This window comes from Pseudoduganella sp. RAF19 (assembly GCF_052114165.1).
GTDB lineage: Bacteria > Pseudomonadota > Gammaproteobacteria > Burkholderiales > Burkholderiaceae_D > Rugamonas.
This window is the reverse complement of sequence record NZ_JBFREF010000001.1, coordinates 876965-903058: the sequence shown is the minus strand read 5'-3', so window position 1 is coordinate 903058 and position 26094 is coordinate 876965. Positions and strand designations below refer to the sequence as shown.

22 protein-coding genes and 2 riboswitches are annotated in these 26094 nt (G+C 62.2%); of the genes, 14 read left to right on the top strand and 8 right to left on the bottom strand.

Features of this window, described 5'->3' with window-relative positions; genetic code table 11:
- Positions 1 to 39: 39 nt before the first annotated feature.
- Positions 40 to 516, top strand: a complete 477-nt coding sequence (locus tag AB4Z19_RS04285; protein ID WP_442024006.1) for a low molecular weight protein-tyrosine-phosphatase — start codon at positions 40 to 42, stop codon at positions 514 to 516.
- 159 nt (positions 517 to 675) lie between these two features.
- On the opposite strand, the gene AB4Z19_RS04280 is transcribed toward AB4Z19_RS04285, so the two are convergent.
- A complete protein-coding gene (locus tag AB4Z19_RS04280) occupies positions 676 to 3669 on the bottom strand; it encodes a DUF1631 family protein (protein WP_442034379.1) in 2994 nt (997 codons plus the stop codon).
- 256 nt (positions 3670 to 3925) lie between these two features.
- Here AB4Z19_RS04280 and AB4Z19_RS04275 point away from each other — a divergent pair, with 256 nt between their 5' ends.
- The gene (locus AB4Z19_RS04275) at positions 3926 to 4099 is read left to right on the top strand and encodes a hypothetical protein (RefSeq protein WP_442024010.1); all 174 of its coding nucleotides are present in this window, start codon (positions 3926 to 3928) and stop codon (positions 4097 to 4099) included.
- A gap of 82 nt (positions 4100 to 4181) precedes the next feature.
- Here AB4Z19_RS04275 and AB4Z19_RS04270 read toward each other — a convergent pair whose 3' ends face one another.
- The 3 genes from AB4Z19_RS04270 to AB4Z19_RS04260 are packed head-to-tail and all read right to left on the bottom strand — an operon-like array spanning position 4182 to position 5850.
- Positions 4182 to 4742, bottom strand: a complete 561-nt coding sequence (locus AB4Z19_RS04270; protein ID WP_442024012.1) for an ATP-dependent Clp protease proteolytic subunit — start codon at positions 4740 to 4742, stop codon at positions 4182 to 4184.
- Between the two features lie 26 nt (positions 4743 to 4768).
- Positions 4769 to 5389, bottom strand: coding sequence for a hypothetical protein (locus AB4Z19_RS04265; RefSeq protein ID WP_442034377.1), 621 nt, complete (start codon positions 5387 to 5389; stop codon positions 4769 to 4771).
- Positions 5390 to 5424: 35 nt separating this feature from the next.
- Positions 5425 to 5850, bottom strand: a complete 426-nt coding sequence (locus AB4Z19_RS04260) for an acyltransferase family protein (RefSeq protein WP_442028546.1) — start codon at positions 5848 to 5850, stop codon at positions 5425 to 5427.
- Between the two features lie 108 nt (positions 5851 to 5958).
- Positions 5959 to 6044, top strand: a riboswitch (glycine riboswitch).
- 9 nt (positions 6045 to 6053) lie between these two features.
- Positions 6054 to 6154, top strand: a riboswitch (glycine riboswitch).
- 45 nt (positions 6155 to 6199) lie between these two features.
- On the opposite strand from AB4Z19_RS04260, the gene gcvT reads away from it, so the two are divergent.
- The 4 genes from gcvT (at position 6200) to AB4Z19_RS04240 (ending at position 11079) form a co-directional block, all read left to right on the top strand.
- Positions 6200 to 7318, top strand: a complete 1119-nt coding sequence (gene gcvT / locus AB4Z19_RS04255; RefSeq protein WP_442028547.1) for a glycine cleavage system aminomethyltransferase GcvT — start codon at positions 6200 to 6202, stop codon at positions 7316 to 7318.
- A gap of 30 nt (positions 7319 to 7348) precedes the next feature.
- A complete protein-coding gene (gene gcvH, locus AB4Z19_RS04250; protein WP_442028548.1) occupies positions 7349 to 7729 on the top strand; it encodes a glycine cleavage system protein GcvH in 381 nt (126 codons plus the stop codon).
- Between the two features lie 66 nt (positions 7730 to 7795).
- Positions 7796 to 10675, top strand: a complete 2880-nt coding sequence (gene gcvP / locus AB4Z19_RS04245) for an aminomethyl-transferring glycine dehydrogenase (protein ID WP_442034375.1) — start codon at positions 7796 to 7798, stop codon at positions 10673 to 10675.
- Between the two features lie 83 nt (positions 10676 to 10758).
- Positions 10759 to 11079: a hypothetical protein gene (locus tag AB4Z19_RS04240; RefSeq protein WP_442029320.1), complete on the top strand. Its 321-nt coding sequence runs from the start codon at positions 10759 to 10761 to the stop codon at positions 11077 to 11079.
- On the opposite strand, the gene AB4Z19_RS04235 is transcribed toward AB4Z19_RS04240, so the two are convergent.
- Positions 11080 to 12591, bottom strand: coding sequence for a hypothetical protein (locus AB4Z19_RS04235; RefSeq protein WP_442034373.1), 1512 nt, complete (start codon positions 12589 to 12591; stop codon positions 11080 to 11082).
- Positions 12592 to 12594: 3 nt separating this feature from the next.
- A complete protein-coding gene (locus tag AB4Z19_RS04230) occupies positions 12595 to 13941 on the bottom strand; it encodes a hypothetical protein (protein WP_442034371.1) in 1347 nt (448 codons plus the stop codon).
- Positions 13942 to 14106: 165 nt separating this feature from the next.
- Between AB4Z19_RS04230 and AB4Z19_RS04225 the strand changes: the two genes are divergently transcribed.
- From AB4Z19_RS04225 to AB4Z19_RS04215, 3 genes are read left to right on the top strand one after another with little or no spacing between them, the layout of a single operon-like run.
- Positions 14107 to 17364: an nSTAND1 domain-containing NTPase gene (locus AB4Z19_RS04225; protein WP_442034369.1), complete on the top strand. Its 3258-nt coding sequence runs from the start codon at positions 14107 to 14109 to the stop codon at positions 17362 to 17364.
- Positions 17361 to 17735 (top strand): hypothetical protein, encoded by a 375-nt coding sequence (locus AB4Z19_RS04220; protein WP_442029461.1) that lies wholly within the window; start codon positions 17361 to 17363, stop codon positions 17733 to 17735. Before AB4Z19_RS04225 ends, AB4Z19_RS04220 begins: the two co-directional genes overlap by 4 nt.
- A gap of 3 nt (positions 17736 to 17738) precedes the next feature.
- Positions 17739 to 18128: a cupin domain-containing protein gene (locus tag AB4Z19_RS04215; protein ID WP_442029459.1), complete on the top strand. Its 390-nt coding sequence runs from the start codon at positions 17739 to 17741 to the stop codon at positions 18126 to 18128.
- 31 nt (positions 18129 to 18159) lie between these two features.
- Here AB4Z19_RS04215 and AB4Z19_RS04210 read toward each other — a convergent pair whose 3' ends face one another.
- Positions 18160 to 19536, bottom strand: a complete 1377-nt coding sequence (locus tag AB4Z19_RS04210; protein WP_442034367.1) for a 2-hydroxycarboxylate transporter family protein — start codon at positions 19534 to 19536, stop codon at positions 18160 to 18162.
- A gap of 190 nt (positions 19537 to 19726) precedes the next feature.
- On the opposite strand from AB4Z19_RS04210, the gene AB4Z19_RS04205 reads away from it, so the two are divergent.
- Genes AB4Z19_RS04205 through AB4Z19_RS04195 form a run of 3 tightly spaced genes read left to right on the top strand, consistent with a single transcriptional unit; the run spans position 19727 to position 24098 of the window.
- A complete protein-coding gene (locus AB4Z19_RS04205) occupies positions 19727 to 21670 on the top strand; it encodes a TonB-dependent receptor plug domain-containing protein (RefSeq protein WP_442034365.1) in 1944 nt (647 codons plus the stop codon).
- Positions 21670 to 22212, top strand: a complete 543-nt coding sequence (locus AB4Z19_RS04200) for a YfiR family protein (protein ID WP_442025857.1) — start codon at positions 21670 to 21672, stop codon at positions 22210 to 22212. Before AB4Z19_RS04205 ends, AB4Z19_RS04200 begins: the two co-directional genes overlap by 1 nt.
- Positions 22209 to 24098 (top strand): putative bifunctional diguanylate cyclase/phosphodiesterase, encoded by a 1890-nt coding sequence (locus AB4Z19_RS04195; RefSeq protein ID WP_442025856.1) that lies wholly within the window; start codon positions 22209 to 22211, stop codon positions 24096 to 24098. The genes AB4Z19_RS04200 and AB4Z19_RS04195 overlap by 4 nt, the downstream gene beginning before the upstream one ends.
- Here the strand turns inward: AB4Z19_RS04195 and AB4Z19_RS04190 are convergent.
- Positions 24095 to 25030 (bottom strand): fatty acid desaturase family protein, encoded by a 936-nt coding sequence (locus AB4Z19_RS04190; RefSeq protein WP_442025855.1) that lies wholly within the window; start codon positions 25028 to 25030, stop codon positions 24095 to 24097. The two genes, AB4Z19_RS04195 and AB4Z19_RS04190, sit on opposite strands and share 4 nt — an antisense overlap.
- 69 nt (positions 25031 to 25099) lie before the next feature.
- Between AB4Z19_RS04190 and AB4Z19_RS04185 the strand changes: the two genes are divergently transcribed.
- Both AB4Z19_RS04185 and AB4Z19_RS04180 read left to right on the top strand, forming a co-directional pair.
- Positions 25100 to 25858, top strand: coding sequence for a DJ-1/PfpI family protein (locus tag AB4Z19_RS04185; RefSeq protein ID WP_442034363.1), 759 nt, complete (start codon positions 25100 to 25102; stop codon positions 25856 to 25858).
- Complete coding sequence (locus AB4Z19_RS04180) at positions 25783 to 26076, top strand: helix-turn-helix domain-containing protein (RefSeq protein ID WP_442034449.1); 294 nt, start codon at positions 25783 to 25785, stop codon at positions 26074 to 26076. The genes AB4Z19_RS04185 and AB4Z19_RS04180 overlap by 76 nt, the downstream gene beginning before the upstream one ends.
- Positions 26077 to 26094: the final 18 nt, after the last annotated feature.

Genomic DNA, 26094 nt, shown 5'->3' with positions numbered 1-26094 from the left:
GTTATATTGAAACACAAACACCGTATTTCATCGAATCATATGCCGCAAAGTAAAACTTCTGTTTTGTTCGTCTGCATGGGCAATATCTGCCGTTCTCCTACCGCTGAAGGAGTTTTCCGGCACCGCGCCGAAGCTGCCGGTCTGGATCTGCACATCGATTCGGCAGGCACCCACGCCTACCACATTGGCGAGGCGCCGGATGCCCGCTCTTCACGCCACGCACTGCAACGTGGCTATGACCTGAGCGCCCAGCGGGCACGCAAGGTCACCGCTGCGGATTTCGAGCGCTTCGACCATGTGCTGGCCATGGATCATGAGAATCTGGAGATTTTGCAGCGGGCCTGTCCGCCGCAGTATCAGCATAAAGTGGGACTGTTCATGCGCTATGCCACGCGCTCCGAATCCGAAATCGTGCCGGACCCTTACTATGGCGGAGCCAAAGGCTTCGATCTGGTGCTGGATTATATTGAGGATGCGTCGGATGGCCTGATTTCCATCTTAAAACCCAAAGCGTGAACCTGGTGCCTGCCACGCCGTGGCAGGCACCTGTCGTCTGAGGTTTCAGGCTACGCCGTGGCAGGCACCTGCCGTTTGAGGTTTTAGGCTACGCCGTGGCAGGCGCCTGTCGTCTGAGGTTTTAGGCTACGCCGTGGCAGGCACCTGCCGTTTGAGGTTTCAGGCCACGCCGGCCTGGTCGTGCGTGTCGTCGTTGACCGCCATGGCGCCCATGGCTACGGTCAGCGCTTGCGCCACCACTCCTTCGGTGCGGATCAGGCGCACAGTACCATCGCGGAACTGCTGCGCCAGTGCGTCGCCGGAGATGGAGAACGCTTCCTGGCGTGAACTGGTGGAGAAGATGTAAAGCGTCTTCAGTGGGCTGATCCACGCCAGCTTGACTTTGCGCGTGCTGCCGTCGTCCTGCTCGAACTCCAGCCAATTGCCGCGCGCCAGCGAGTCCACTTCAATGGTGGCGTCGTCGTCTTGCGGCGGAGGCGTTTCGGATTCGATCTTGGCCTGCAATTCCAGACGGCGCTCGGCATCCTTCTGCGCCACTTCCATGGCTATTTCAACCTGGCGCTCCGGCGAGATTTCCAGCGGGGCACGCACGATCGATGCATGGCACTCGGCCAGTTCGGCAAAGAATTGCAGACGGTCGGAGTCCTGCCACTTGATCACATCCAGCCACTTGTTCAGCGTGGAAAGCAGGGTTGGCAGCTTAGCGATCAGCTTCTTGCGGTCGTCGGCCGTGATCTTCGGACGCACAGACCAGATGAGATCATCCATGGTGTCGGTCGCGTTCTTTACGGCGCCCGGCTTTTCGTCCTCGACGCTGTAGGCAATCTTCAGGACCGATACCCATTTGTTTTCCAGGAAGGCTTCAACCACGGCCACTACTTCGCCGGTGCCGATGCGCAGAGCCACGGCATCTTTGGCCGACTTGGCGGCGACCGCCATCTTTTCCTGCTTCAATGCGAGTTTGATCGGTTCGGCGATGGCCGCAGCGGCAGCGGTTTCTTCGGCATTCAGCGAAGCTTCGAGTTCGTTGACGGCCTCGGTGAAGACCGACAGCTCCTGCTCGTAGTCGCTGCCGACTTTTTCCACGCTCTTCTGCATGGCCTTGAACAGCGGATCGTCCGAACCCTTCTTCTGCTCCCAGCCCATGCGCGACATCAGGTCGATCATGCGGCGGGCCGGGTGCGCTTCCTGGAAGAAGAAGTCTTTGTCGACCAGCGCGGCCTTCAGCACCGGGATCTGCAGGAAGCGGATCAGGTTCTTGATTTCAGGGCTGATGCTCTCGTCGCGGAAGACGGTGTCGAACACCGCCGACAGCAAGTCGATGGTGCTTTCGTCGGCGCGCGTCAGACTGCCCTGTGGAGCGGTCTGCTTGATCTGCGGCAGAAAGAAGACATTGCCCGTTTGTGCGGGCTGGTCGGCGAATCCTCCGGCCATTGCGGCGCCCTCGCCGGCTTCGCCAGCCGGAATACCGACCATGCCGGCCGCGCCGGCCATCCCATTCAGGCCAGCCAGGCCAAACATGCCTGCATCGCCAGCGGCGATAGACATTCCTTCCGCGCCGACGGCCGCCGCGCCCGTCCTCACCGCGCCGCGCTGGAGTTGCGCGAGATAGTTCATCAGCGGCTCTTTGGCGCTGATCAGCGACAGCCGCTGTGCCACTTCGTTATTGGCGCCGCCGTGGAAGCCCTGCGCGGGACCCTGCACCCAGCCGGTTGCCGGCACTGCCACGCCGCCCGGCACGCCAGGCACGGCAACGCCGGCCATCATTTCTGTCGATGCGCCTGGCGCAGCGAATACCACGCCCGCAGGCGCAGCACCGCCAGCCACCGGCACGAACCCCGGTGCAGGCACTGCGCCCGGCGCAACCGCTCCGCCAGCTACAACGCCTGCCAGTGCGGCCGGTACGCCAGGTACCGCGCCAACGCCAGGGGCCATGCCCGCACCCGAGACGCCTGCGATGCCGGCGGACAACGCCGCCCCCGGGATGCCAGCAGCACCTGGGGCCATCGCCACACCCGGAACACCGGCAGCCATCGTCATACCCGGAATGCCAGCGGCGCCTGGGGCCATCGCCACGCCCGAAACACCGCCGGCGCCGGAGGCCATAGGCACGCCAGCGCCAGGAGTCGCCGCCACGCCGGGGGCCAGGACCATGGCAGGCTGCATTGCGGCACCCGCCATCGGTACCCCGGCAGCGACGCCCGCCGGAGCCGCACCGCCGTGTGCTGCCGCGCCAGTCGCCGCAGAAGCATGCTCTGGCTGAGTCTTGACGCCACCTTCCAGATGCCCTGGCGCGCCATACAAGCCGGGAGCCACCGCCAGGGTCGGCAAGCTCAGATCCAGATCGCCCAGCTGATCAAAACCAGTCGGCGTTTTGCTTGGCGTATCGGATGCGCCAGCGAAGAACTGGCGCAGTTGTTCAGCCAGTGCCGCTTGCTGATTCTTCTTGCGCGAAGGCGCCATCGAAGCATCGTGCGAATCCGCACGTCGCATCTTCTTTCCCTCACCTTTACGCTCCAGCCCCTGGTTGAGCGCTTCGTACATCGCGCTCAACTCGAAGAACGTGTCGGGCTTCAGATGCGGCATCAGGAATTCTTTGGCTTCCTCGTCGTTCACGAACTCCAGCCAGGCGGCATTGATCGCGTTGAGGAAGGCTTCGGGACGGAAGGGATTCTGATTGACGCGCAGGATATCGCGGTCCATAAGGAAGGCCAGCCGCACATTTAGCGTGGCCAGCGCATCGGAATATTGCACCTCAAAGGGCTTGGCGATGCTGCCCATGGTGACCTTGTTGTCCATCTCCTCGAACGGCACGAGGGACAGCGGACCATCCAGCGCCGGCGCCGCCTTTTTGCCGGGACGCAGATCGGCGAGGTCCCGGCGCACCGAGCGCTCCATCTCCTTGGACACCAGATTCATGAACGCGAAGTGATCGGTGCGCAGCAGATTACCGGCACGGATGCGTGCCTGCACCTCTTTCACATCACCGCTCATATTGTCGCCATCGACCAGTGCACCAGCCAGCGACAGCGCGAAATCGTGGAATTGCTCGCTCAGGTGCTTGACCGCCACGCTGATCAGATTTTCCAACAGCGCATGCCGCGGCGTGACCGCATTTTTGGGCAGCGAAGGCTTGGATTGATCTGGAAGCATGATGGCGCCTGACTTTGAGGGTTATGCCTATTGTGGCAGATTATTTCCACAAGGCAATAGGCAAAATGAAAGAATTCGTGAATTTGTTGGGAAATTGTGTGAGATTGTCGCGGCGCACCAAAATGGTGCGAGGCATAGTCCTACATGCCTCTACGGAAAATTCCGATACAAGATTAGTGCTCAAATACGCATCATGCCCCTACGGACGGCCTTTGGGGGCTATTCGGACATCTGATTCACAGGAAAGGAGTTCCAAATGAAGAGGAATGACAAAGGCCGCAGCAAGCAAAGCTCCTCCGCGGGCAGCAAGCAATCGGGGAGTCAGGGCTCGCAGCAGAGCGGCAGCCCAAGCATGCAAAACCAGCAGCTCGAAGCCAACCAGCAGCCGAGCCACAAGATCGACAGCAAGCGTGCACGCAAGCGCTCTTAGTAGCGCAGCAGCGGCCGGGCCGTAAGCGCTGTGCCGTACGACGAACAGAGCCCGGCCGCTTCGGCGCCCCGGCTCTTTCTGTTTATATATTGGTGACGCGCTTGCCCTTGGGCGGCGAGAAATCCTTGATGGCATTCACCAGCTGGACCTTTTCCGCGTCGCGTGCAGTCAGGTGCAGGTCGGACATGGAGTGCACCAGCCAATGGTCATCAGTCAGCTGCACGTTCTGGCGCAGGATCGATTCGGTGCGGGCGTCGTCGGCCTGCAAGCCTTCCACAATGATGCGCAGCGCATCCGGACGGGCGCCCGATGGCGCGCTGGCGTGCGACTTGTGGATCATGAAGCGCGCAGTCTCGCTGGCGTAACGCTCCTCGCCCGCCAGGAAAAGAATCACGGCGATCGAAGCCACCGCGCCGGCGTTATAAGTCACGACCTTGATCGGCAGATTGCGCAGGTAGTTATGCAGGCACAGACCGTCGCTCACATAACCGCCATTGGACTGAATCAGGATATGCGCAGTCTCCACGCCATCCTCGGTCATGTCCGCCACCGCATCGAACACACGGTGCACCATATCGCTATTGACGTCGCCCGACAGGGTGAACCAGGCTGCCCCATCAAGCTTTTGCTTATCGTTATCCATGGTTAGCGCTCGTAGAGTAGATAAAGTCATTCTAGCAAAGAGCGCACTCCCGGGACGCACACGCCGCGCGGCGCGCGTTTTAGCCGCTTTTTAAGCGTTAACGCAGGCTTTTCGATCAAATGCCACGATATTGCGGCCGCCGCCAGAGTTACGGCCGCGGATAGTAACAACACCTCGATCCAGCGTCCCTCCACCTGGGCGCAGAGTTGCTGAACCGGGAAAGCATAGATATAGATGCCATAGGAATAGTCGTAGCCGCGGACCAGTTGCAGCCAGCGCGGCGCCGCGAGTGCAAAGACCACCGCAGCGTAGGGCACCGCGATCCAGAGCATTCCGGTCAGCGCCAGTGGATTGTCCACGAAGGGCAGCACGCCCAGCCCGGTGGCCGCCACCGGCGCCGAGAACGGAACCCGGGATCGGAACCATTGCAGGCAGGTGCCGACACAGAAGAACACACCCAGCCATGCAAGCCAGTCCAGTACAACCTCCACGCCCAGACGCCAGAGTCCCGGCACAGGCAATGTGTCCAGGTCTGCCGCTCTGCGCCACAGCCAGAATATGGCGAGCAGGAGCGCCGAGCCGAAGCTCGCGGCGCCCAGCCACGCGTGAGGGAGCAAGGCTCCAGCCAGCGCCAGGCCGATGTACATGAGGACTTCGTATTCCAGGGTCCAGAGCGAACCATTCACGGCACCCGGGAAAGGATTGTCTGCAAACACCCCGGGCAACGATGTGCCGCCCAATCCCATGCCGGCTTCTCCGATATAACTCCAGGTGGCGGCAGCGGAAAAATACCGGCCAGTGGCAGAACGGTTACGGCAGGCCCCAATACGAGGGCGCTCAGTAACGCCAGCACCAGCAGCCCGGGGAAAATGCGCAAGGCACGCCGCGCCAGGAATCGTAAGCCGTGCGAATCGGATTCCCAGCTTTGCGCAACGAGAAATCCGCTGATGCCAAAAAACACCGCGACAGCCAATCGTCCCCAGGTCAGGCCGGGCAGCGGCTCCGGCTCCGGGAGCCCAAGCAACGGGAAACTATGGCTGTACAAAACGGCTGCCGCCGCCGTCATGCGCAGAACGTCGAACGCGTTGTCATGGGCTTTTTCGTTCATGGTCAGCACCGCGCGGCGATGTCAAATTTCCAATATAGTCAGCACGGGCTAACCCAGCAAGAACATCGTGTTCAGATTGACATAAACACCTCACTGACATATAGTCCCGAGTCTTGATCGGGAGAGCGCAGAACTGTCTGCCGCCGAAGGGGCACCACCCAAAAACTCTCAGGCAAAAGGACCTGTCAAGGGGCTGCAACGGCAGCTCAAACTCTGGAGAGCGGCTGCATAAGGCAGCCCACCGAAGGGGCGTGCGGGATTATCTTCCCGCTATCTCTCAGGTACCAAGGACAGAGGGGTAGGCGTATCTATGTTCAGTTAACCCTACTCTTTTCGGCACCGAGGTACCATGACGCTCAACGCAACCCCACTCAACAACGCTCACCGTGCCCTCGGCGCCCGTATGGTCGACTTCGGCGGCTGGGACATGCCTGTTAACTACGGCTCCCAGATCGAAGAACACCACGCAGTGCGCACCGACGTCGGCATGTTCGACGTGGCCCACATGTGCGTTGTGGACGTCAAAGGCGCGAATGTGCGCGGCTTCCTGCGCGGCCTGCTGGCCAACAACGTCGACAAGCTTCAGGTTTCCGGCAAGGCGCTCTATTCCTGCATGCTGACCCCGGAAGGCACCGTGATCGACGACCTGATCGTCTACTTCTTCACCGAAGACTGGTTCCGCATCGTCGTCAACGCCGGCACCGCCGAAAAAGACGTGGCCTGGATGCAGAAGCAGAACGAAGCCACCAAGGCCGGCCTGACCATCACCCAGCGCCGCGACGGCGCCAATGCAATGGCCCTGATCGCCGTGCAAGGCCCGAACGCCCGCGCCAAGGTGTGGGACGTGATCCCGCAATCGAAAGACGCCACCGCTGAAATGAAGCCATTCAATGTGGCCCTGGTACCTGGCACCGCCTTCGGCGAAGCCATGGTGGCGCGCACCGGCTACACCGGCGAAGACGGCTTCGAAATCGGCGTTCCTGCCGATCAGGCAGAAAAGCTATGGAATGCACTGGCCGCAGCTGGCGTGAAGCCGGCAGGCCTGGGCGCGCGCGACACGCTGCGCCTGGAAGCCGGCATGAATCTGTACGGCTCCGATATGGACGAAACCGTGAACCCGCTGGACGCTGGCCTGGCATGGACCATCGACCTGGTATCCGAGCGCGACTTCATCGGCAAAGCAGCCCTGCAAGCCAAAGGCCAGAACCAGCAGTTCCTGGGCCTGATCCTGCGCGAAAAAGGCGGCGTGCTGCGCTCGCACCAGAAAGTGATCGCCGCCAATGGCGATACCGGCGAAATCACCTCCGGCACCTTCTCCCCGACCATGCAGCAGACCATCGCGCTGGCGCGCCTGCCAATGAGCGTGCAAGTGGGCGATACCGTGCACGTCGAAATCCGCGACAAGAAGCTGGCCGCAAGCGTCGTCAAGCTGCCTTTCGTGCGCAACGGTAAAATCCTCGCTGCCTGACCCGAACAACAACCCAACTGGAGCCACAATATGAGCAACATTCCTGCAGACCTGAAGTACACCGAGTCCCACGAGTGGGTACGCGCTGAAGCTGACGGCACCGTCACCGTAGGCATCACCGAATACGCGCAGGAAGCGCTGGGCGACATCGTGTTCGTCGAACTGCCGAAAGTCGGCAACACCTACACCGCCGGCGACGACTGCGCCGTGGTGGAATCGGTGAAAGCCGCTTCCGACATCTACGCTCCGGTCTCGGGCGAAGTGGTGGCAGTGAACGACGCCGTGGTGGCCTCCCCTGAGTCCATCAACGCCGACGCTTACGCCAACTGGATGTTCAAGATCAAGCCGTCCGATGCCAACGCCATCAACGGCCTGCTGGACGCTGACGCCTACGGCAAGACCGCCGGCTAATCACCGCATCAACGGGCCAGCCTGCGCGCTGGCCCTTCTTATTTTCGGCCTAGAGATTTCTTCACCATGACCCGCACCAGCCTTTCCCAACTTGAAGCCCGCGATGCATTCATCGCCCGCCACATCGGCCCGGACGCTGCAGAACAGCAGCAGATGCTCGACGTACTCGGCTACGCCACCCGCGCTGCGCTGATCGACGCCATCGTCCCACCGGGCATCCGCAACAAGAGCGCCCTGCCCCTCGGCCAGTTCTTCGAGCCGATGCCGGAACAGGAAGCGCTGGCCAAGCTGAAAGGCATCGCCGGCAAGAACAAGGTGCTGAAATCCCTGATCGGCCAAGGCTATTACAACGCCCACACTCCGGGCGTTATCGTGCGTAACATCTTCGAGAACCCAGCCTGGTACACCGCTTACACGCCGTACCAGCCTGAGATTTCCCAGGGTCGCCTGGAAGCCATTCTGAACTTCCAGCAAACCCTGATCGACCTGACCGGCATGGCCATCGCCAACTCGTCCATGCTGGACGAAGGCACCGCCGCTGCCGAAGCGATGACGCTGATCCAGCGCGTGGGCAAGTCGAAGTCGAACACCTTCTACGTCGCCAACGACGTGCTGCCGCAAACCCTGGAAGTGGTGCAGACCCGCGCCGAGCCGCTGGGCATCACCGTCAAGACTTTCGACCCGGCCGAACTGGCTGGCGTGACCGATGCCTTCGGCGTACTGCTGCAGTACCCAGGCGTGAACGGCGTTGTGCGCGACTACCGCGCCGCCGTTGAAGCAGTCAAGGCCACCGGCGCACTGGTGGTGGTGGCCGCCGACCTGCTGGCACTGACCATGCTGACGCCTCCAGGCGAATGGGGCGCCGACGTCGTCGTCGGTAACTCGCAGCGCTTCGGCGTACCGCTGGGCTTTGGCGGCCCGCACGCCGGCTACATGGCGACCCGCGATGAATACAAACGCTCCATGCCGGGCCGCCTGGTTGGCGTGACCATCGACCAGAACGGCAACAAGGCTTACCGCCTGGCGCTGCAGACCCGCGAACAGCACATCCGCCGCGAAAAAGCGACCTCCAACATCTGTACCGCACAGGTGCTGCTGGCGGTGATGGCTTCCATGTACGCCGTCTACCATGGCCCGCAAGGCCTGCATAACATCGCCAAGCGCGTGCACCGCTACACCGGCGTGCTGGCCGCATGGCTGCGCGGCGCCGGCTACGGCATCAACGAAACCTTCTTCGACACCCTGACCGTCAAGACCGACAAGGCCGACGCGCTGCACGCAGCCGCTGTCGCCGCCGGCATCAACCTGCGCAAGATCGACGCCCGCCACGTCGGCGTATCGCTGGACGAAACCTGCGACCGCTCGACCCTGGCCGCACTGTGGACCGTGTTCGGCAACGGCGCTGCCCAGCCGGACTTCGACGCCACCGAAGCGGCCGTGGAACGCAACTTCCCTGAGCAACTGGGCCGCACCTCGGCTTACCTGACTCACCCGGTCTTCAACCGCTACCACAGCGAAACCGAAATGCTGCGCTACCTGCGCTCCCTGGCCGACAAGGACCTGGCGCTGGACCGCACCATGATCCCGCTGGGTTCCTGCACCATGAAGCTGAACGCCACCAGCGAAATGATTCCGGTGACCTGGCCTGAGTTTTCGACCATCCATCCTTTCGCGCCGAACGACCAGACCGTGGGCTACCGCGAAATGATCGATCAGCTGGAAGCCATGCTGTGCGCCGTGACCGGCTACGCAGCCGTATCGCTGCAGCCTAACGCCGGCTCGCAGGGTGAATACGCCGGCCTGCTGGTGATCAAGAAGTACCACGAGTCGCGTGGCGAAGGCCACCGCAACATCTGCCTGATTCCTTCGTCGGCACATGGCACCAACCCGGCTTCCGCCTCCATGGTGGGCATGCAGGTCGTGGTGACCGCCTGCGACGACAAGGGCAACGTGGACCTGGCCGACCTGAAGGCCAAGGCAGAACTGCACTCCAAGAACCTGTCCTGCGTGATGGTGACCTATCCGTCCACCCACGGCGTGTTCGAAGACGGCATCACCGAACTGTGCGACATCATCCACAAGCACGGCGGCCAGGTGTACGTTGACGGCGCCAATATGAACGCACTGGTTGGCGTGGCTGGCCCGGGCGCATTCGGCGGCGACGTGTCGCACCTGAACCTGCACAAGACCTTCTGCATTCCGCACGGCGGTGGCGGCCCGGGCGTTGGCCCGATCGGCGTCGGCGCGCACCTGGCGAAGTTCCTGCCGAACCAGCGCTCCAATGGTTATGTGCGCGGCGAAGACGGTATCGGTTCGATCTCGGCTGCGCCGTTCGGTTCCGCTTCGATCCTGCCGATCTCCTGGATGTACATCGCCATGATGGGCGGCGCCGGCCTGACCGCAGCGACCGAAACCGCGATCCTGAACGCGAACTACATCGCACGCCGCCTGGCGCCGCACTATCCTGTGCTGTACTCGGGCCACGACGGCCTGGTGGCACACGAGTGCATCCTGGACCTGCGTCCTCTGACCGATGCCACCGGCATCAGCAACGAAGACGTGGCCAAGCGCCTGATGGACTTCGGCTTCCACGCTCCGACCATGAGCTTCCCGGTGCCGGGCACGCTGATGATCGAGCCGACCGAATCCGAGTCGCTGGTGGAACTGGACCGCTTCATCGACGCCATGATCGCCATCCGCGAAGAAATCGCGAAAGTGGAATCGGGCGAATTCGACAAGGCCGACAATCCGCTGAAGTTCGCACCGCACACCGCTGAAGTGCTGGTCGCCGACAAGTGGGAACGCAAGTACAGCCGCGAAGTGGCGGCCTACCCTGTGGCGTCGCTGCGCAAGGCCAAATACTGGCCTCCGGTTGGCCGCGCCGACAACGTGTATGGCGACCGCAACCTTTTCTGCGCTTGCATCCCTGTTAGCGATTACGAGTAAGCTTGCAACGGCGGATCAATGATCCGCCCTACGCCGCGTCCCGTAGGGCGGGTCATTCGACCCGCCGCACAAGGAGATATCGCATGAAGCGTTCGGTAACCGCAGCACTGCTTTCCGGCCTGGTTCTGCCGGGTCTTGGCCAGATGATCGTCTTCAAGCGCTGGCTGCGCGGCCTGCTGTTCATGGTGCCGACCGGCATCGCGCTGGTGTGGCTGCTGAAGGCGACGGTGATCGGCGCGGTCGATCTGGTTGACCAGGCGGCTGCCGGACGTGGCCCCACCGATCCAGTGGCGATGGCCGAACAGATCTCCACCTCGGTCGGTTCCGGCGGCAGTTTCGCTTCGCTGGTATTGCTGGTGTGCTGGGTCGCCAGCATCGCCGACGCCCTGCTCACCAAAGAATGATCAAGCAGCGACCTGCGGCCGCGCCAGCACCATCAGGTCTTCCGCTTCTTCTTCCCACACAGCGGATTGCGTAATCTCTTCCGCTCCTACTTGCGCACCTTGCGCATTCAGGCGCAGCCAGGCCAGCGCGCCGCCCGGCGTAATGCCGATGGCGTGCACGCCGCCGTGATTTGCCGCCGCCAGCAACGCTGCCGTCACCAGCGTGCCAGCCACCGCCATGGGTCGCCCCCAGGCTTCGCCAGCCGCGCGCGTCACCAGCCAAAGCTCTCCACCCGCATCGTTGTAAGCCAGGTATTCAGCCGAAACGCCGGATTCGCACCACACCAGGCGCGCGCCACTGACGTTCACCACCGGCTGCGGCACCGATTGCCCGCCGCGGTACACGCTGATGCCCTCACCTGCCACAAACACATCCGGCACATTCGGCACGGCGCTCGCGGCGAGATAGACACTGTTGGCGCGGCGCGGTAGCCCGGTGTATTCGATGTCCGGCGCGTGCGCGGCTGGTGCGGGGAAAGCCTCGAAGCGCAGTGCGCGGCCTTGCGCACCGTCCTGCAGCATCCAGGCGCCGGGTACGCGATAGCTGCCGACTGCATAGCTGCATCCGGAGTCGAGCTGCAGCGGCGCCAGCGCGTCGTTAGCGGCGGCATTGAAATACCAGCAGCCCTCGCCGCTCACCAGCACCAGCGGCGCGGCGCCCGATTGCAGCAGGCCGAAAGAAATGCGCGACACGATGCGGCCCGCCGGGCCGGCGCCGCGTCCAGCCATGCTGCGAAACAGCTCCACCCAGCCCGCTTCATCCAGCGCATTCGAAATGCCGACTGCGACATGCAGCGAGGCCGCTTCATCGTCAGGGCGCGGCGCAACGGCCAGCGCAACGGCGATGCTGCCGTCGGGCGCCTGGCGCACATCGGCGCACTGCACTTTGCGGAAGCCCTTCAGCGGCAGCATCGCGCTCAGATCCGTCTGCGACCAGCGGCCGAACGGCGTGCGGCGATACAGATACAGGCGGCCGTTGGCAGCCAGCGAAAACACCAGCGGCAGGCCGGCAGCATCGCGCACGGCGAACAGGGGCCGGCGCGCGGCGGCAGGCGCGGCGCAGGCGGCAGCCCGATAGCCGGATTCGCATAGCGGCACCAACTGGCGGCGCACCAGCTTTTCGATCGATTCGCCAGCGGCCAGCTGACTGACCCAATAGGCCAGATCCGGCGGACGTGAAGCGTCGTAGCGGTCAAACACGGCGTTGTAGATGCGCGCCATACGTCCCGTGTTATCCAGTTCTTCAAGTTCAGTACGCGCCAGCAGGCACAGGGCCAGTTCGGCGCGGCCGCGCACCGGGTCCGGCTGGCAGCTATACAAAGTAGTCCACGACAGCGCCTCAGACGCCAGCGGTTCGCGCTGCAGCACGATGCGCGCGACACGCGCGGCTGCAAAACTGTGCGCCCCTGCGGCGCAGGCCATGCCCCACTGGCGCGGCTGCGCTTCGGGCACGGTAGTGATCAGGCCAGACATTGCTTACTCCCCCAACTCGATTTCGAAGTCGCCACGTTCGTTGATACGCAGGCCCCGGCAGTGACGATTGCCTTCGGGCGCCAGCGTGAGCGCAATCCGCTCAAAAACTTTGGTGGTGGCTACCGCTAGCGGCGCGGCCACGTCGTTGCGCACCACGCCCAGATTGGCGGGATGGTTGTCCCACCACTGGCAGATGCGATGCACATTCAAAAGGTGCGGCAAAGGATCGGACACCACATAAATGCCGGTGGTGCCCGCATCCGTGCGCGGCATGCCCTTGCGCGTCTGCCCCGACAGCACGACACTGCCGTCCGGCTTCACATGCCATTGCAGGCGAAGCGACCATTGCAGGCTGACGCGCGCCCAGGCCTTGCCCATATAAGTACGCTGCTTCGATCCCGGCAGCTCCTGCTTTACACTGTCCCATTCATAGCGCGTGAGCGTCGCAATTACATCCATCGTGGGATGGGGATTGCCGTCTTCACCTGGCTGAGTGGACAGGGCCAGCGTGCATTGCAGGTCCTGCTCGGATTCGCGGTCGTGCAGCGTGTGTCCGGCCTCCTGCCAGTGCAGCAGCACATGATCGCGGAAGTTCCAGCCGGCTTGCGTCGGCACGAATTCCGCACGGGCGCCGTTGTACAGGGTCGCCTCAGCGCCGGATTTTTCATTCAGGCTTTCGGCCGCATTCAGCTTGCCTGGCATACCATCGCGCGAGCGGACAAAGTCGTGCAATTCGTCGAGGCGGGCCTGTAGCGGCTCAAGCAGCATTGGACGCAGATATTGGCGCAGGAATTCTCCGCGCGGCACCACAGCCGTGCTCTCGCTGGTAAAAGCCAGCACCGCGTCGGCATGCGCACGCAGCCAGTCGCCCATCGCCGAGATGAAGAAACTCTTCAGCGCCATATTGTCACATGGCAAAGTTGCCTGATCAGTGTCGCACAGCGCCGAATGCAGCATCAGCCCGGCTTCGTCATTGATACCCGCCACGAATTCCAGCTTCCACCCAGCAATGCTTTGTCGCAGCTGCTGGTGCCCGGCGCCATAGCCGTTCAAGAAACGAAGATTTCCCGAAGACAGCTCGATAATGAGGCGGACGCTGCCTGGAGAAATTGCATCCTGCACAACCTTGATGGCATGCAGAACGGCCCGGTCCGGACCGTCGCCGCCCAGCGCAAACCCATCTTCCAGCAAATGATCGACATCCACGAAGCCGGGCAGCAACCCTTCTTCTTGCATTCGAGCAAGTTGACGACTGAGCCTGGAATCCGAAGTTTGCCAAGTGACAACCAAATCCGGCACTTGTACAAAAGTTGTAGCGGATACAAAAAAAGGAGCTTCGGAGGTGAGCATATTTGCTTAAGGGAATGTTAATATTTGCCAATCGGTACAGAAGGCACTTTAGTCAAGAGTGTCTTCCGATGCCTTCCGGAATTCTTCCGGCCCCGGAAGGTTTCTCTTCCGGCTCCGGAAGGTTTCGATAAGTAGCTGATTAATAAGAATAATGTGGTGAATGAGATGTCAAACACGGGTTTTCGCTTCGGCGATTGGGATGTGGATCTGGAAGGCAACGCTGTCAGCGACGGCAGCGTTCGTACGCAGCTGGAACCGCGTGTTATGCAGGTGCTGCGCTACCTATGCCGCCACCCCGGCGCCGTCATTCCGGCCGAAGAGTTGCTCCAGGCTTGCTGGGGAAGCAACGAACTGGGCGACAATCCTGTCCACAAAGCAATCACCCAATTGCGCCGTGCACTTGGCGATTCGACAACTGATCCGCGTTATATCGAGACCATCCGCAAGCGCGGCTACCGGGCGATCGCTACCGTGGTCGAAGCTGCGGAGGCGGCACCAGCCGGCTGGACCAGCGGCTCACCGTTCCGCGGTCTGGAGGCATTCCAGGAAAATCACGCTGCCATCTTCTTCGGCCGGGTAAGCGCCACCGCCCAGTTGCGCGCCATCGTCACCGCGCAGGCGGTCGAGGGCTGCGCCATGGCGCTCGTGCTTGGCCCGTCCGGGTCGGGCAAGACCTCGCTGGTGCGCGCGGGGCTGCTGCCACAATTAATGGCAGGTGCGGCTCGGCCCGACGAAGCCATCGTTCTGTCCAGCACCACTTATATGGATTGCGCCGACCTCGGCGGCGGCAATCTGTTCCAGGCCCTGGCCGCCGCCCTGCTCGACGCCGACCTCGATGACGCGCCGCTGTTTGACGGCGACAGCGCCGCCAGTCTTGGCCAGCGACTGGAAAAGGATGCGGCGGCGGTTGCCAGCTTTGTCGGGGAACGCACCGGCGGCAAACCGCGCATCGCCATTTTTGTCGACCGCCTGGAAGCCATTTTCCGCAGCAGTGCCGCCGACCGCACGGCGTTCATCGCCGTGCTGGAAACACTGGCGCGCGGCAAAGGGCTGCTGGTGGTCACGGCCTGCCGTAACGACTTCTACCCGGACATCGTCGCCCTGCCCGCGCTGATGGCCCTGAAAGCCCGCGGCGGCCACTACGATCTGACCGCACCGGATGGCGCCGACATCGCCCAGATCGTGCGCCAGCCCGCCCGCGCCGCCCAGCTCACCTTCGAGCAGGATGCGGCCAGCGGCGCCAGCCTGGACGACGTGCTGTGCGACGCCGCGCGCGGCAGTCCCGACACGCTGCCCCTGCTGCAGTATTGCTTGAATGAGCTATATCGCTTGCGCAGCGAAGACGGCCAATTGCGTTTCGAAGCCTTCCACCAGCTGGGCGGCATCGAAGGTGCAATTGGCGTCCGCGCCGAGCAAGTCGTGGACGGACTTAAGCCCGAACAGGTCGCCGCCCTGCCCCACGTGCTGTCGCTGCTGGTGAACATCGGCGACGAACAAGCCGCCGTGACTGCGCGCCGCAGTCCCTGGTCTCTGCTGCGCAGCGATGCCGAGAGAGAGCTGGTGCGCGCCATGGTCGAAGCCCGCCTGTTCGTCAGCGAACTGGCCGGCGACGTGCCCAGCTTCGGCGTCGCCCACGAAGCCCTGCTGCGCCGCTGGCCGCGCGTGGTCGAATGGATCGAGCGCTACCGCCACGCCCTCCAGCTACGTACCCGTCTCAGCGGACAAGCGGCGCGCTGGGCCGCATCCAGCCGTCCGCGCGATCTGCTGCTGCCCAGCGGCACCCAGGTGAGCCAGGCCGCCGAACTGCTCAGCCTCGAAAACTTTTCCCTCGCACCTCTGGAAGCCGAATACGTGCGCTCCTCCATCAGCCGTGCGCGCCTCGGCGAGCGAATTCGTAACGGCGTGGTCGCGCTGATCGCCGTGCTCGCGGTCCTCGCCACCGGCCTTGGTTTGATGGCACACAACGCCCAGCGCGAAGCAGAACGCAACCGCAGTGAAGCCGAAGGTTTGATGACCTATATGCTGGGCGACTTCAGTGAAAAGCTGAGGCCAATTGGCAAGCTCGATTTGCTGGACGATATCAGCAAGAAGGCCCTGGATTATCTGGGTAAAGTGCAGGAAAGCGATGGCAATGTGGCGACGCAAACTCAGCATGCCAAGGCATTGCGTATTATCGGCGAGGTAAAGCAATATCGCTCACGCGCGCCGGAAGCTGCCATGGCGTGGACGAAGGCCCTCAGCATTCTTCGCAAACTCCCGCCCAACCAGGACCGCACCGCTCTGCGCGAGCGAGGTATCGTCGCGTTTTTGCTAGGCCAGTATCATCTGGGACAAAACGAACTTGATGAAGCTGAGAAGTTTTTGCAGGAATATCGAGAATTCAGCGATCGCTTCGCCGCTGTCGACCCAACCGATCCTGACGGTTGGCTGGAACAATCCTACGCTCACAATAGCCTTGGCGTCATCGCGATGAAGCGAAATCGCTTTGATGAAGCGGCAAGGGAATTCGAACAGGCGCTGAAGGGCCGGTTGCAGGTGCAGCGCCAAAAACCGGAAAAACTGGCCTTGCAAGCAGATCTTGCGAACAGTTATTCGTGGCTGGCAGAAAGCAAACTCAAACAAGGACACTTGGACGAAACGATGCGGCTTTATGGCGAAGAGGAAGCCCTGCTGCGTCCGATCTTCACTGGAGACGCCAACTGGGCAAACCGCTTGTCGCTGTCGCTGATGCGTCAGGGATTGTTGCAAGCCGCCCTTGGCCATCGCGCGGAGGCGATGGCCAAACTGAAGGATGCTGAGGGCGTACTGCAACGGCTTGTCGACCTTGATCCAAGCAATCGCCAATGGCAAGCGCGCCTCTATGCTGCCAAGGGTCGCCAATTCGAATTGTTCGAACCGAATGGTGATCCCAAGAGCAGTCTTGACCGGCTACAGGTCATTTGCGAAAAGATGGAAGGCTTGAGTGCGCTCGACCCGAAGAACAGTACCCTTACCTTCCAGACCATCAAATTCAAGCAGGCCCGCACTCCTTTACTTCAGATGCTGGGACGTCATGCTGACGCATTGAAGAATCTGGACGATGCCGTTGCCGCGCTCGAAGCCCAATACCTCAAGTCCAAAACGGACAGCGCCGCCGTCAGCATTTATGCCGATGCCTTGCTCGCACGCGCCGACATAGCGCATCGTTCGGGTCTGGATGAGCGCATGATTGATTACTGCAAACAGGCGCGCGACGTGCTGTTGCCGCTCGCCTCCACCTCAACAGACTATGCCCTGCTTGCTCTACAAGTTCGGGCCAATATTTGTATTGGCGATAGTAATCTCGTTGCCAATCAAATGCGGCAGCTCGATACCATGGGCTACCGCGAAGCTCGTTATATGCGCTACATCTCCACCCAACCTTTTATGAAAGGTAATCAATGAGTGATAACAAAGCGCCGTTCAAACACTGCGACATCACAGTGGTCGAAACGGATACTGGCTACGAAGCGACTTACGACCCGCCAATCGTCGGCGTCGATGCACGTCACACCACCATCAGCTTCAAACTGAAATCAGCACCGCACGGTGTGATCATCGGCTCAGTCACGCCAGACCCTAACGATCAACTGAGCACACCGTCCATCAGCGCAGATGGCAAGCACGTGACTCTGAACGACATCAACTCCCAAAAGGTCAAGATCCACCTGGACTTTGGATTCATCAACAGCAAGGGCGAGAAAGTCATCGTTGCTGGCCCAAGCAATAAGGTGATGAGCGGCCTGTACCCAGACATCGATAACAACCCGCCCTGACCCATGAACGCCCTCAAATTACTTGCAACGGCAGTCGCCCTGGCAGTAATCGGCTTAGGAGCAGCCCAAGCCCAGGGCATCAAGCGCACTGTCGTTACGAAGGCCGACCTGTCCATCGAAGGCCGCGAGGCCGTGGTCGCAAAGGTGGAGCTGGAGCCGGGCGTTTTCGCCGGACGCCATACTCATCCGGGCGACGAAATCAGCTACGTGCTGGAAGGTGAAGGCGAGTTGCTGATTGAGGGCGAGGCACCGCGCAAGCTGAAGGCTGGCGACGCGGTCGTCATCCCGGCCGGTAAAGTGCATGATGCGAAGAACACGGGTTCCGGCACCATGCGCCTGATTGGCACCTATGTCGTCGAGAAGGGCAAGCCACTGGCCTCTCCGGCCAAGTGAACAAGGGCTGGCGCATGCCAGCCTTCTTTCTTTATGCGCCCAGACGCGCCAGCGCGAACAGGGACAGCGTGACCACGATCGCGCCGCCGATACGGGTCGCGATCTGCGCAAAGGGCATCATCTGCATACGGTTGGCGGCGGTCAGAATGGCCACGTCGCCGGTGCCGCCCTGGCCACTATGGCAGGCGTTGATGATGGCCGTTTCGATTGGATACATGCCAAGGCGGCGGCCCACGACAAAGCCGGTCGCCATCAGCGTTGCCACCGTGGCCACGATGGTAATCAGATTGGCCAAGGTAAAAGCAGCGATCAGTTTTTCCCACGGGGTCATCGCGGCGCCAATCGCAAACAGCAACGGATAGGTTACTGCGGTCGAGAAGAATTTGTACACCACGTGCGAGCCCTGTTGCAGCTGCGGCGACACCACACGCAGCAGCTTGAGCACAACGGCGACAAACAGCATCGCCACCGGTGCCGGGAAATCGAACAGGCGGAAGCACATCAGGCCAACCATATACAGCGCGATGGCAGTAAGGCCAGCACCCGCGACGTTAGTAATATCAGCAGGACCCGCCGGCAGTTCGGAAACACGCAGGTCGTCCGCGACGCCGGGCTGCAAACGGCCTTCGCCGGTCAGATGCGGATAGCGCTTGCCGACGAAGTTCAGGCAACCGGACAGCAGGATCGCACTCAGGCTGCCCAGCATCACAGGCGGCAGTACCTGGGCAAACATATCGCCTTGCGCCAGGCCCAGAATCGCCGCGTAGCCAATCGACAGCGGAATGGCGCCCTCGCCTACGCCGCCCGCCATGATCGGCACTACGATGAAGAACAGCGTGTGCTTCCAGCCCAGGCCGAGCGCCATGCCGACCGCCGTACCGACCAGCGCGGCGATCACGGTGCCAGCCGCCAGCGGCGCGAAAATTTTCAGGAAGCCTTTCACCAGCACGTTGCGGTCCATGCTGAAAATACTGCCGACGATGATCGAGGCGATGAAGAGATAAAGGAAGTTGGTGACCTTGGTGAACTCCACCACGTTCTTCAGCAGCACCGGTGGAATCGCGTGCAGGTAGACCAGGAAGGAAGGCACAAAGGTTGCGCACACCGCAGCGGCGCCGATATGGCGCAGCAGCGGCAGGCGTTTGCCGAATTCGGCGCAGGTAAAGCCGCCAATGGCCAGAATCGCAATTGACACCGACATATCAGTCGGCACCTTGCCCAGTTTGCAAAAGCCCGCGATCAGGGCGGCCAGCAGCAGGTAGACCGGCAGCGGCACCACGCCGACACGGCTATCCATCGCGCGCCAGGCGTGCTGGTACCAGGCCGCACCGGCTTGCGGCTCGGCGGAACCGTCCAGTGCAACCACGTTGTTATCTTCGCTCGACCGGCGTTGGGTAGCAGCGTTCATGATGTCTCCTCTTGCTATGTTGATCTGCTGTTGGAGCACACGATACGTGATCGAACCTTTCAATTAGCTTTACGTGCGCCTGTTGCGGAAAAGCCCCGCTTGTGCAACGGGAACTGTACATTCCCGGACGGCAATGCCAACATTTGGGATGAATTGATACAAGTTGTTGCAGTATGAGACATATTAAAAAATGTCAGGACACCGCATCCTGACTGGCGCGCTTGCGTCCTTGCTGCTTGGCGGACAAGCGGCGGCCGCGCAGACCGACCTGACTACCCTGCCCCTCGAAGACCTCATGTCGCTTGAGGTGGTGAGTGCTTCCCGCTTTACGCAGAAGGCCAGCGAGGCTCCTTCCTCGGTCACCGTGATTACCGCGGAAGACATCCGTGCCTACGGCTGGCGTACGCTGGCTGAAGCGCTGCGCAGCATTCGCGGGCTTTACTCCAGCAACGATCGCAGCTACAGCTATGTGGGCGCACGGGGCTTTCTAAGGGCCGGCGACTACAACTCGCGCTTTCTGCTGCAGATCGACGGTACACGCATTAACGACGCGGTGTTCGATCAGGCCTTGCTGGGACAGGAATTCCCGCTGGACCTGGAACTGGTGGACCGCATCGAGTTTGTGCCCGGTCCGGGTTCCTCGATTTATGGCGCGAATGCCTTCTTCGGCGTCATCAACGTCATCACCAAGCGCGCCCGCGATCTGGAGGGCGTACGCGCCACAATCGAAGGCGGCCAATCCGGTGCGCGGCGTGGCGCTGCCAGCTACGCCTGGCGCGATGGCGCAAGCGAAATGCTGTTCTCCGCCAGCCGCTATGCCAGCGATGGGCGGGATCTCTACGTCCCGGAATACAAGGCCACGGCGCACGGACTCGATTGGGAAAGCGGTGAGCGCTTTTACGCGCGCGGCCAGCATGGCCCATTCACCCTGACCCTGCTGGGCGGCGAGCGGCGCAAAGGCACGCCCACCGCGACCTACGGCCAGCCCTTCGACGTGCCGGGCGGCAGCCTGACCGACCGTTTCAATCTGGCCGAACTGGCCTATCGCAGCAACGTCGCGGAGCAAGGCGAACTAACCGTGCGCGTGTATCGCGGCGACTATGATTATCTCGGCAACTACGTCAACGATGATGCGATCTACAGTCTCAATCGCGATGAAACGCGCAGCCGCTGGTGGGGCGCGGACACCAGCATCTATCTGCCTTTGTCGGCATCGCACAAACTGGTGACGGGCGCCGAATACCAGTACAACTATCAGCTGGTCCAGCTCAACTACGACACCGATCCTTACGCGCTGCTGCTGGACGATCAGCACCGTTACCGGCGCTACGGGCTGTACGCGCAAGACGAAATCACACTGGCGCCTGGCCTGCTGCTCAATGCCGGCGCGCGTTTTGACCGCGACAGCCGCAGCGGCGGCGCCTTCAGTCCGCGCCTGGCGCTGATTGCCGATATCGCACGCGCCACCACACTGAAAGCCATGTATGGCACCGCCTTCCGCTCGCCCAATAGCTACGAGCTGTATTACACGGTGGGCGGCGACGGCGGCCAGTTGGGCAATCCGGGACTGAACCGGGAACGCATCCGCACTACCGAAGTCGTGCTGGTGCGCGAGCTGGCAGGCAATGCGCGGCTGACAGTCACCGCCTTCCGCAATCAGTTGAGCGACCTGATTGGGCAACAGGAAGATCCGGTCAGCGGCCTGCCGCAATTCCAGAACGCGAACCACTTCCGTGCGCAGGGCATCGAGGCCGAGTATGAACGCAATTACGCCCGCGGCACCCGTCTGCGCACCAGCGTCGCTTATCAGAATGTGCGCCAGGACGAAGCAAACTCCCCGTCGGTGCTGGCGAAGCTGAATGTGGCAAAGCCGTTGCACTACCACTGGCATGCGGGCTTTGAAGCGCAGTACACCAGCCGGCGCGATTTGATGGGCGGCGGCCATGCAGGGGCATTTTTGCTGGCCAATCTGAATCTCTTCACTATCGGATTGACGCGGCATATCGACACCAGCATCACACTCAGCAATCTGTTCGACCGCCGTTACGCCGATCCCGCATCCAGCGCCACACTGCAGCGCGCCATCGCGCAGGATGGTCGGCGCGTGCTGGTCCGCTTGAGGTTGAGCTACTGATGAACGGACTGCGCCACCTCATCGCTTATGCCGCGGCCATGCTGCTGGCGGGGGCGGCGCATGCCCAGCTGCCGCAAGGCGCATCCGAACCGGCATTGAAGGCAGCCATGCTATTCAACTTCGCTATCTTCACCGAGTGGCCGCAGGACACGCTGGCGCCATCCATGCCCCTGCGCGTGTGTACATTCCAGGGTAACGGGCTGCAGGCAGCACTGACTGATATGCAGGACAAAGTCATCAATGGCCACCGCATGTCGCTGCGCGTTCTCTCAACGGGAACGCCTGCATCGCAACTGGCCGGATGCCATGTACTGGCACTGGATGGCCGCGACCGCGATCGCTGGACTTCGCTGCGCGACGAGCTCACCGGCACCAGCGTCCTGACGATTGCGGACGACCGCGTGATCGGCGCGGAAGGCGCCATGATTTCGCTGAATATCGACAATCACCGCATCGGTTTTGACGTCGATCTTGGCTCCGTGCGCCGGGCACGGCTTGCGCTCAGTTCCAAACTGCTGCGCCTCGCAAGGAGCGTGCAATGACACATCTGCTCCAAATCGGCAGCCGCATGGTGCGCGGCACCATGCTGTCCGCAGGCGCCGCACTGGGCCTGGTCACCGTGCTGGTGGTGCTGATCCAGTTCAGCGTGACACGGACTTCCATGTTGCGCGACTTGCAAGTGCAGGCGCGCATTGTCGGCAATAACAGCAGCGCCGCCATGCTGTTTCGCGATCCACGCGCCGGGGAAGAAATCCTGGGCGGACTGGAAGCCTCGCCGGCCGTACAAAGCGCCACCATTGCGGTCGGCGACATGCCGCTCGCGCAATTCCGCCGCCCCAATGCGCCGGTGCCTGAGCTGCTCAACGGCGAAGTGGCGCGGCACGAATACAGCGTCGACTATCTTGATGTGCTGGAACCGGTGCATGCCAACGGCAAGGTTGTCGGGACCGTCGCGATTCGCGCCTCCCTCATGCCCTTGTATCGCCGCTCGGCGGCATTTGCGGCCTTTACGGGCATTGTCGCCCTGGGCTCTTTTGCGCTGGCCTGGCTGATGGTGCGCCGCATGCGGCACGCGGTGGCGCTGGCGGAACAGAATCTGCATCAGCTGGCGCATATCGATTCCGTCACAGGGCTGCCGAACCGGCACGCGTTCAACGACCGCCTGCCATTCGCATTGCGCCGTGCAGACAAGCAGGAAACAGCCGTCAGCCTGCTGCTGCTCGATCTCGACAACTTCAAGGTGGTGAACGATACGCTGGGCCACGACACCGGCGACACCCTGCTGCGCCAGGTCGCGCAGCGTCTGACTGACGCCCTGCGCAGCACGGACATCATCTGCCGCATCGGCGGCGACGAGTTTGTCGTCATCGTCGAACCGGAGCGCGACGAGATATCTCCGGATCGCGTGGCACGCAAGATCCTGCATGCACTGGCAGCGCCGTTCCAGCTGGATCGTCATCAGCTGTTCGTCACGGCCAGCGTCGGCGTCAGCGCGTACCCGCGCGACGCCCTGAACGCGGCTTCCCTGATGCGTTGCGCCGACATCGCGATGTATCACGCCAAGAACAAGGGCAAGAACGCTTACGAGATTTTCCATCCCGAGATGGCGCAGAAAGCCAGCAAGCGCCTGGCGCTGGAAGCCAACCTGCGCCGCGCGCTGGACAATGGCGAGCTGTCGCTGCACTATCAGCCGCAGATCGATGTCCGTACGGGACGCACACGCGGACTGGAAGTGCTGACCCGCTGGACTTGTCCGGAGCTCGGCGTGGTCAGCCCTGCCGAATTCATTCCGGTCGCGGAAGAAAGCGGCGTGATCGTGCCGCTTGGGCGCTGGGTGCTGCAAACCGCCGTACGCCAGGCCGCCGCGTGGCGCGATGCGGGGCTGTTCGAAGGCATCGAACACGTGGCCGTCAATCTGTCCGCCGCGCAGACCAAGGACATGGCGCTGATGACCGAGGTGCAGTCACTGCTGGACGAAACCGGCCTGCCTGCGCGCATCCTTGAGCTGGAGATCACCGAGGGCGTGCTGATGGAAAATGTGCACGCCAATATCGCGCTGCTGAACAAGATCCAGGCGGCAGGCATTCATTTGTCGATCGACGATTTCGGTACCGGCTACTCGTCCATGTCCTATCTGAAGCGCTTCCCCATCGACCAGCTGAAGATCGATCGCAGTTTCGTCAACGGTGTGCCGGGTGACGGCGAAGCGATCGCCACCGCCATCATCGCGATGGCGCACAGCCTGAATCTGAGCGTGGTGGCGGAAGGCGTGGAAACTGCGGAACAAGTCGCCTTCCTGCGCGGCGTGGGATGCGATGTCATGCAGGGCTACTACTTCGCGCGGCCTATGCCCGCGGCGCAGCTTGAGGCGCTGCTGCGCGAGGGCCGGCGCTGGGAAGCCATGGCCGACGTCGGCGCCTATATTTAACGCATATTGTCCAGCGCCCCTTTTGCCACGCGGCGCTTGACTGCGGCCTGCCCATCGCGCGCCATGCAGCGCCGCACGACATGCCAGTAGGACGGCGCCAGATTGGCAGCGCCTTCGTAAAACCCGCGCGCTACCAGCAGCTTGTGCATCGCCGGCAGACGGTAGCAAGGCACCGAGGCGGCTAGATGATGCTCCACATGGTAGTTGACGCGATTCGGCGCCACCAGTAGGCGCGCCAGCGGCCCCGCCAGCGTGGTGCCGGTATTTTCGCGCAGATCGGCGCCTTGCGCGTCAGGCAACCCTCCGTGCTCCGCCATCACGCGCAGCCGCAGAAGGAGCGGATAGACAAAGATCATCCCGATCCACCAGCAGGCGTACACCTGTGGTATACCGGCAGCCCACAGCGCGCCAAACAAAAGTGCGTGCGCCAGCAGGAACGGTCGCAGAGCCGTGGATTCATTGCTGCGCATCTGATAGGCCACATTCTTGACGCCGTTGATGCCGGAGACGTCGCGCAGCAGCTTACGCAACAAGCTGGCGCGCGTGGCGGGATAGCCGTCGACAAACGCGAGATCCGGATCTTGCCCGGTGCCGAGCGCGCGGTGATGCTGTAGATGGCCGCGGCGGTAGCCGTGGTATGGCACGTTGGGCAGCGCGCCGAACAGCCAGATCCCCGCCCACTCATTGAGCTTGCGCGAGCGGAAGAAGGTCAGGTGCGCGGCTTCGTGCGTCAGGATGCCCAGCCCAAGCGCCCGGCCAGCCAGCACAACGGACGCCAGCACCCAGGCCGCCGGATTGTGCCAAAGCGCGGGCAACGCGAAGGCCGCGGCAATCAGGCCGGCATTGCAGGCGACGACCCAGACGGCTTGTCGATTGCTGGGCGTGGTCAGGGAGCGCAGCTCGTGGCGCTCAATGTAGCTCAGGATATTCATGCAAATATGCTAAGCGCGGCGTGCAGCGAATGGCGTACAATTTCAGCCATTTAACGGACTGTTTTCGCCATGATCCCCGTCAGCATTTACGTCGACAAAAATTGCTGGGCAGGTTCTGTCTACCTGATCAGGGAGCTGCTTGCCGTCGCCGGACCGCTGATCAAGAACAATGCTGATCTGCGCCAGGCGGCGCTGTTCGACATCACCCTGGTGGGGCCGACCATGCAACCGCTGCCCTCCTTCACCGGACCGGTAATTACACCCGAGCGCAGCCTGCGCACGGCGCGGCCGGCGCAAGTGATTGTGCTGCCAGCCTTCTTCCTGCCGCCAACCGCGCATCCGCCGCTGAGCACTGCCCTGCGGCGCTGGCTGGAGCGCGCCCGCGACAACGGCGCCTGCATTCTGGCCATCGCCAGCGGCGTGCGGCTGCTGGCGGAGGCAGGCATGCTGAATGGACGGGATGCCACAGGCAATATGTCCGATCGCCGCGCATTTGCGGTGCACTATCCTGAAGTGCGTTTCGATCCGGACACGCCGCTGGTGGTGGACGGCCAGCTGATTACGGCCGCCAGCATTGCGCCGGCGATTGAAGCTTGCGCGCATCTGATCAGCCGCTTCCACGGCGAGAAGGCGGCCAGCAAATTTGCACGCTTTACGAATTCGGCGCGCCAGCTAAGCTACGACCAGGGCACGCTGAATCTGCGCAGCTTGCAACAGCACGGCGATGAACGCGTGCTGAAGCGCAGCGCTATCTGGAACAACACTGCACGCACGCTATATCGCCGGACGATGCGGCGCGCCATGCGGCACTCAGCCCGCGCACGCTGACGCGGCGCTTCCAATCCGCCCTGGGCATGACGCCGGTACGATTTCTGATGCGCTGCCGCGTGGAGCATGCCAGGCGCCTGCTGGCGCATCGTGGCGCCAGTATTCAGCGGGTGGCGATTGAGGTGGGATTCAACGATGAAGCGGTATTCCGCCGGGCGTTCCGCCTGTGTACAGGCATGACGCCGAGCGAATACCGCACGCAAGCGGCGGGTCAATGACCCGCGCTACGTCGGCCG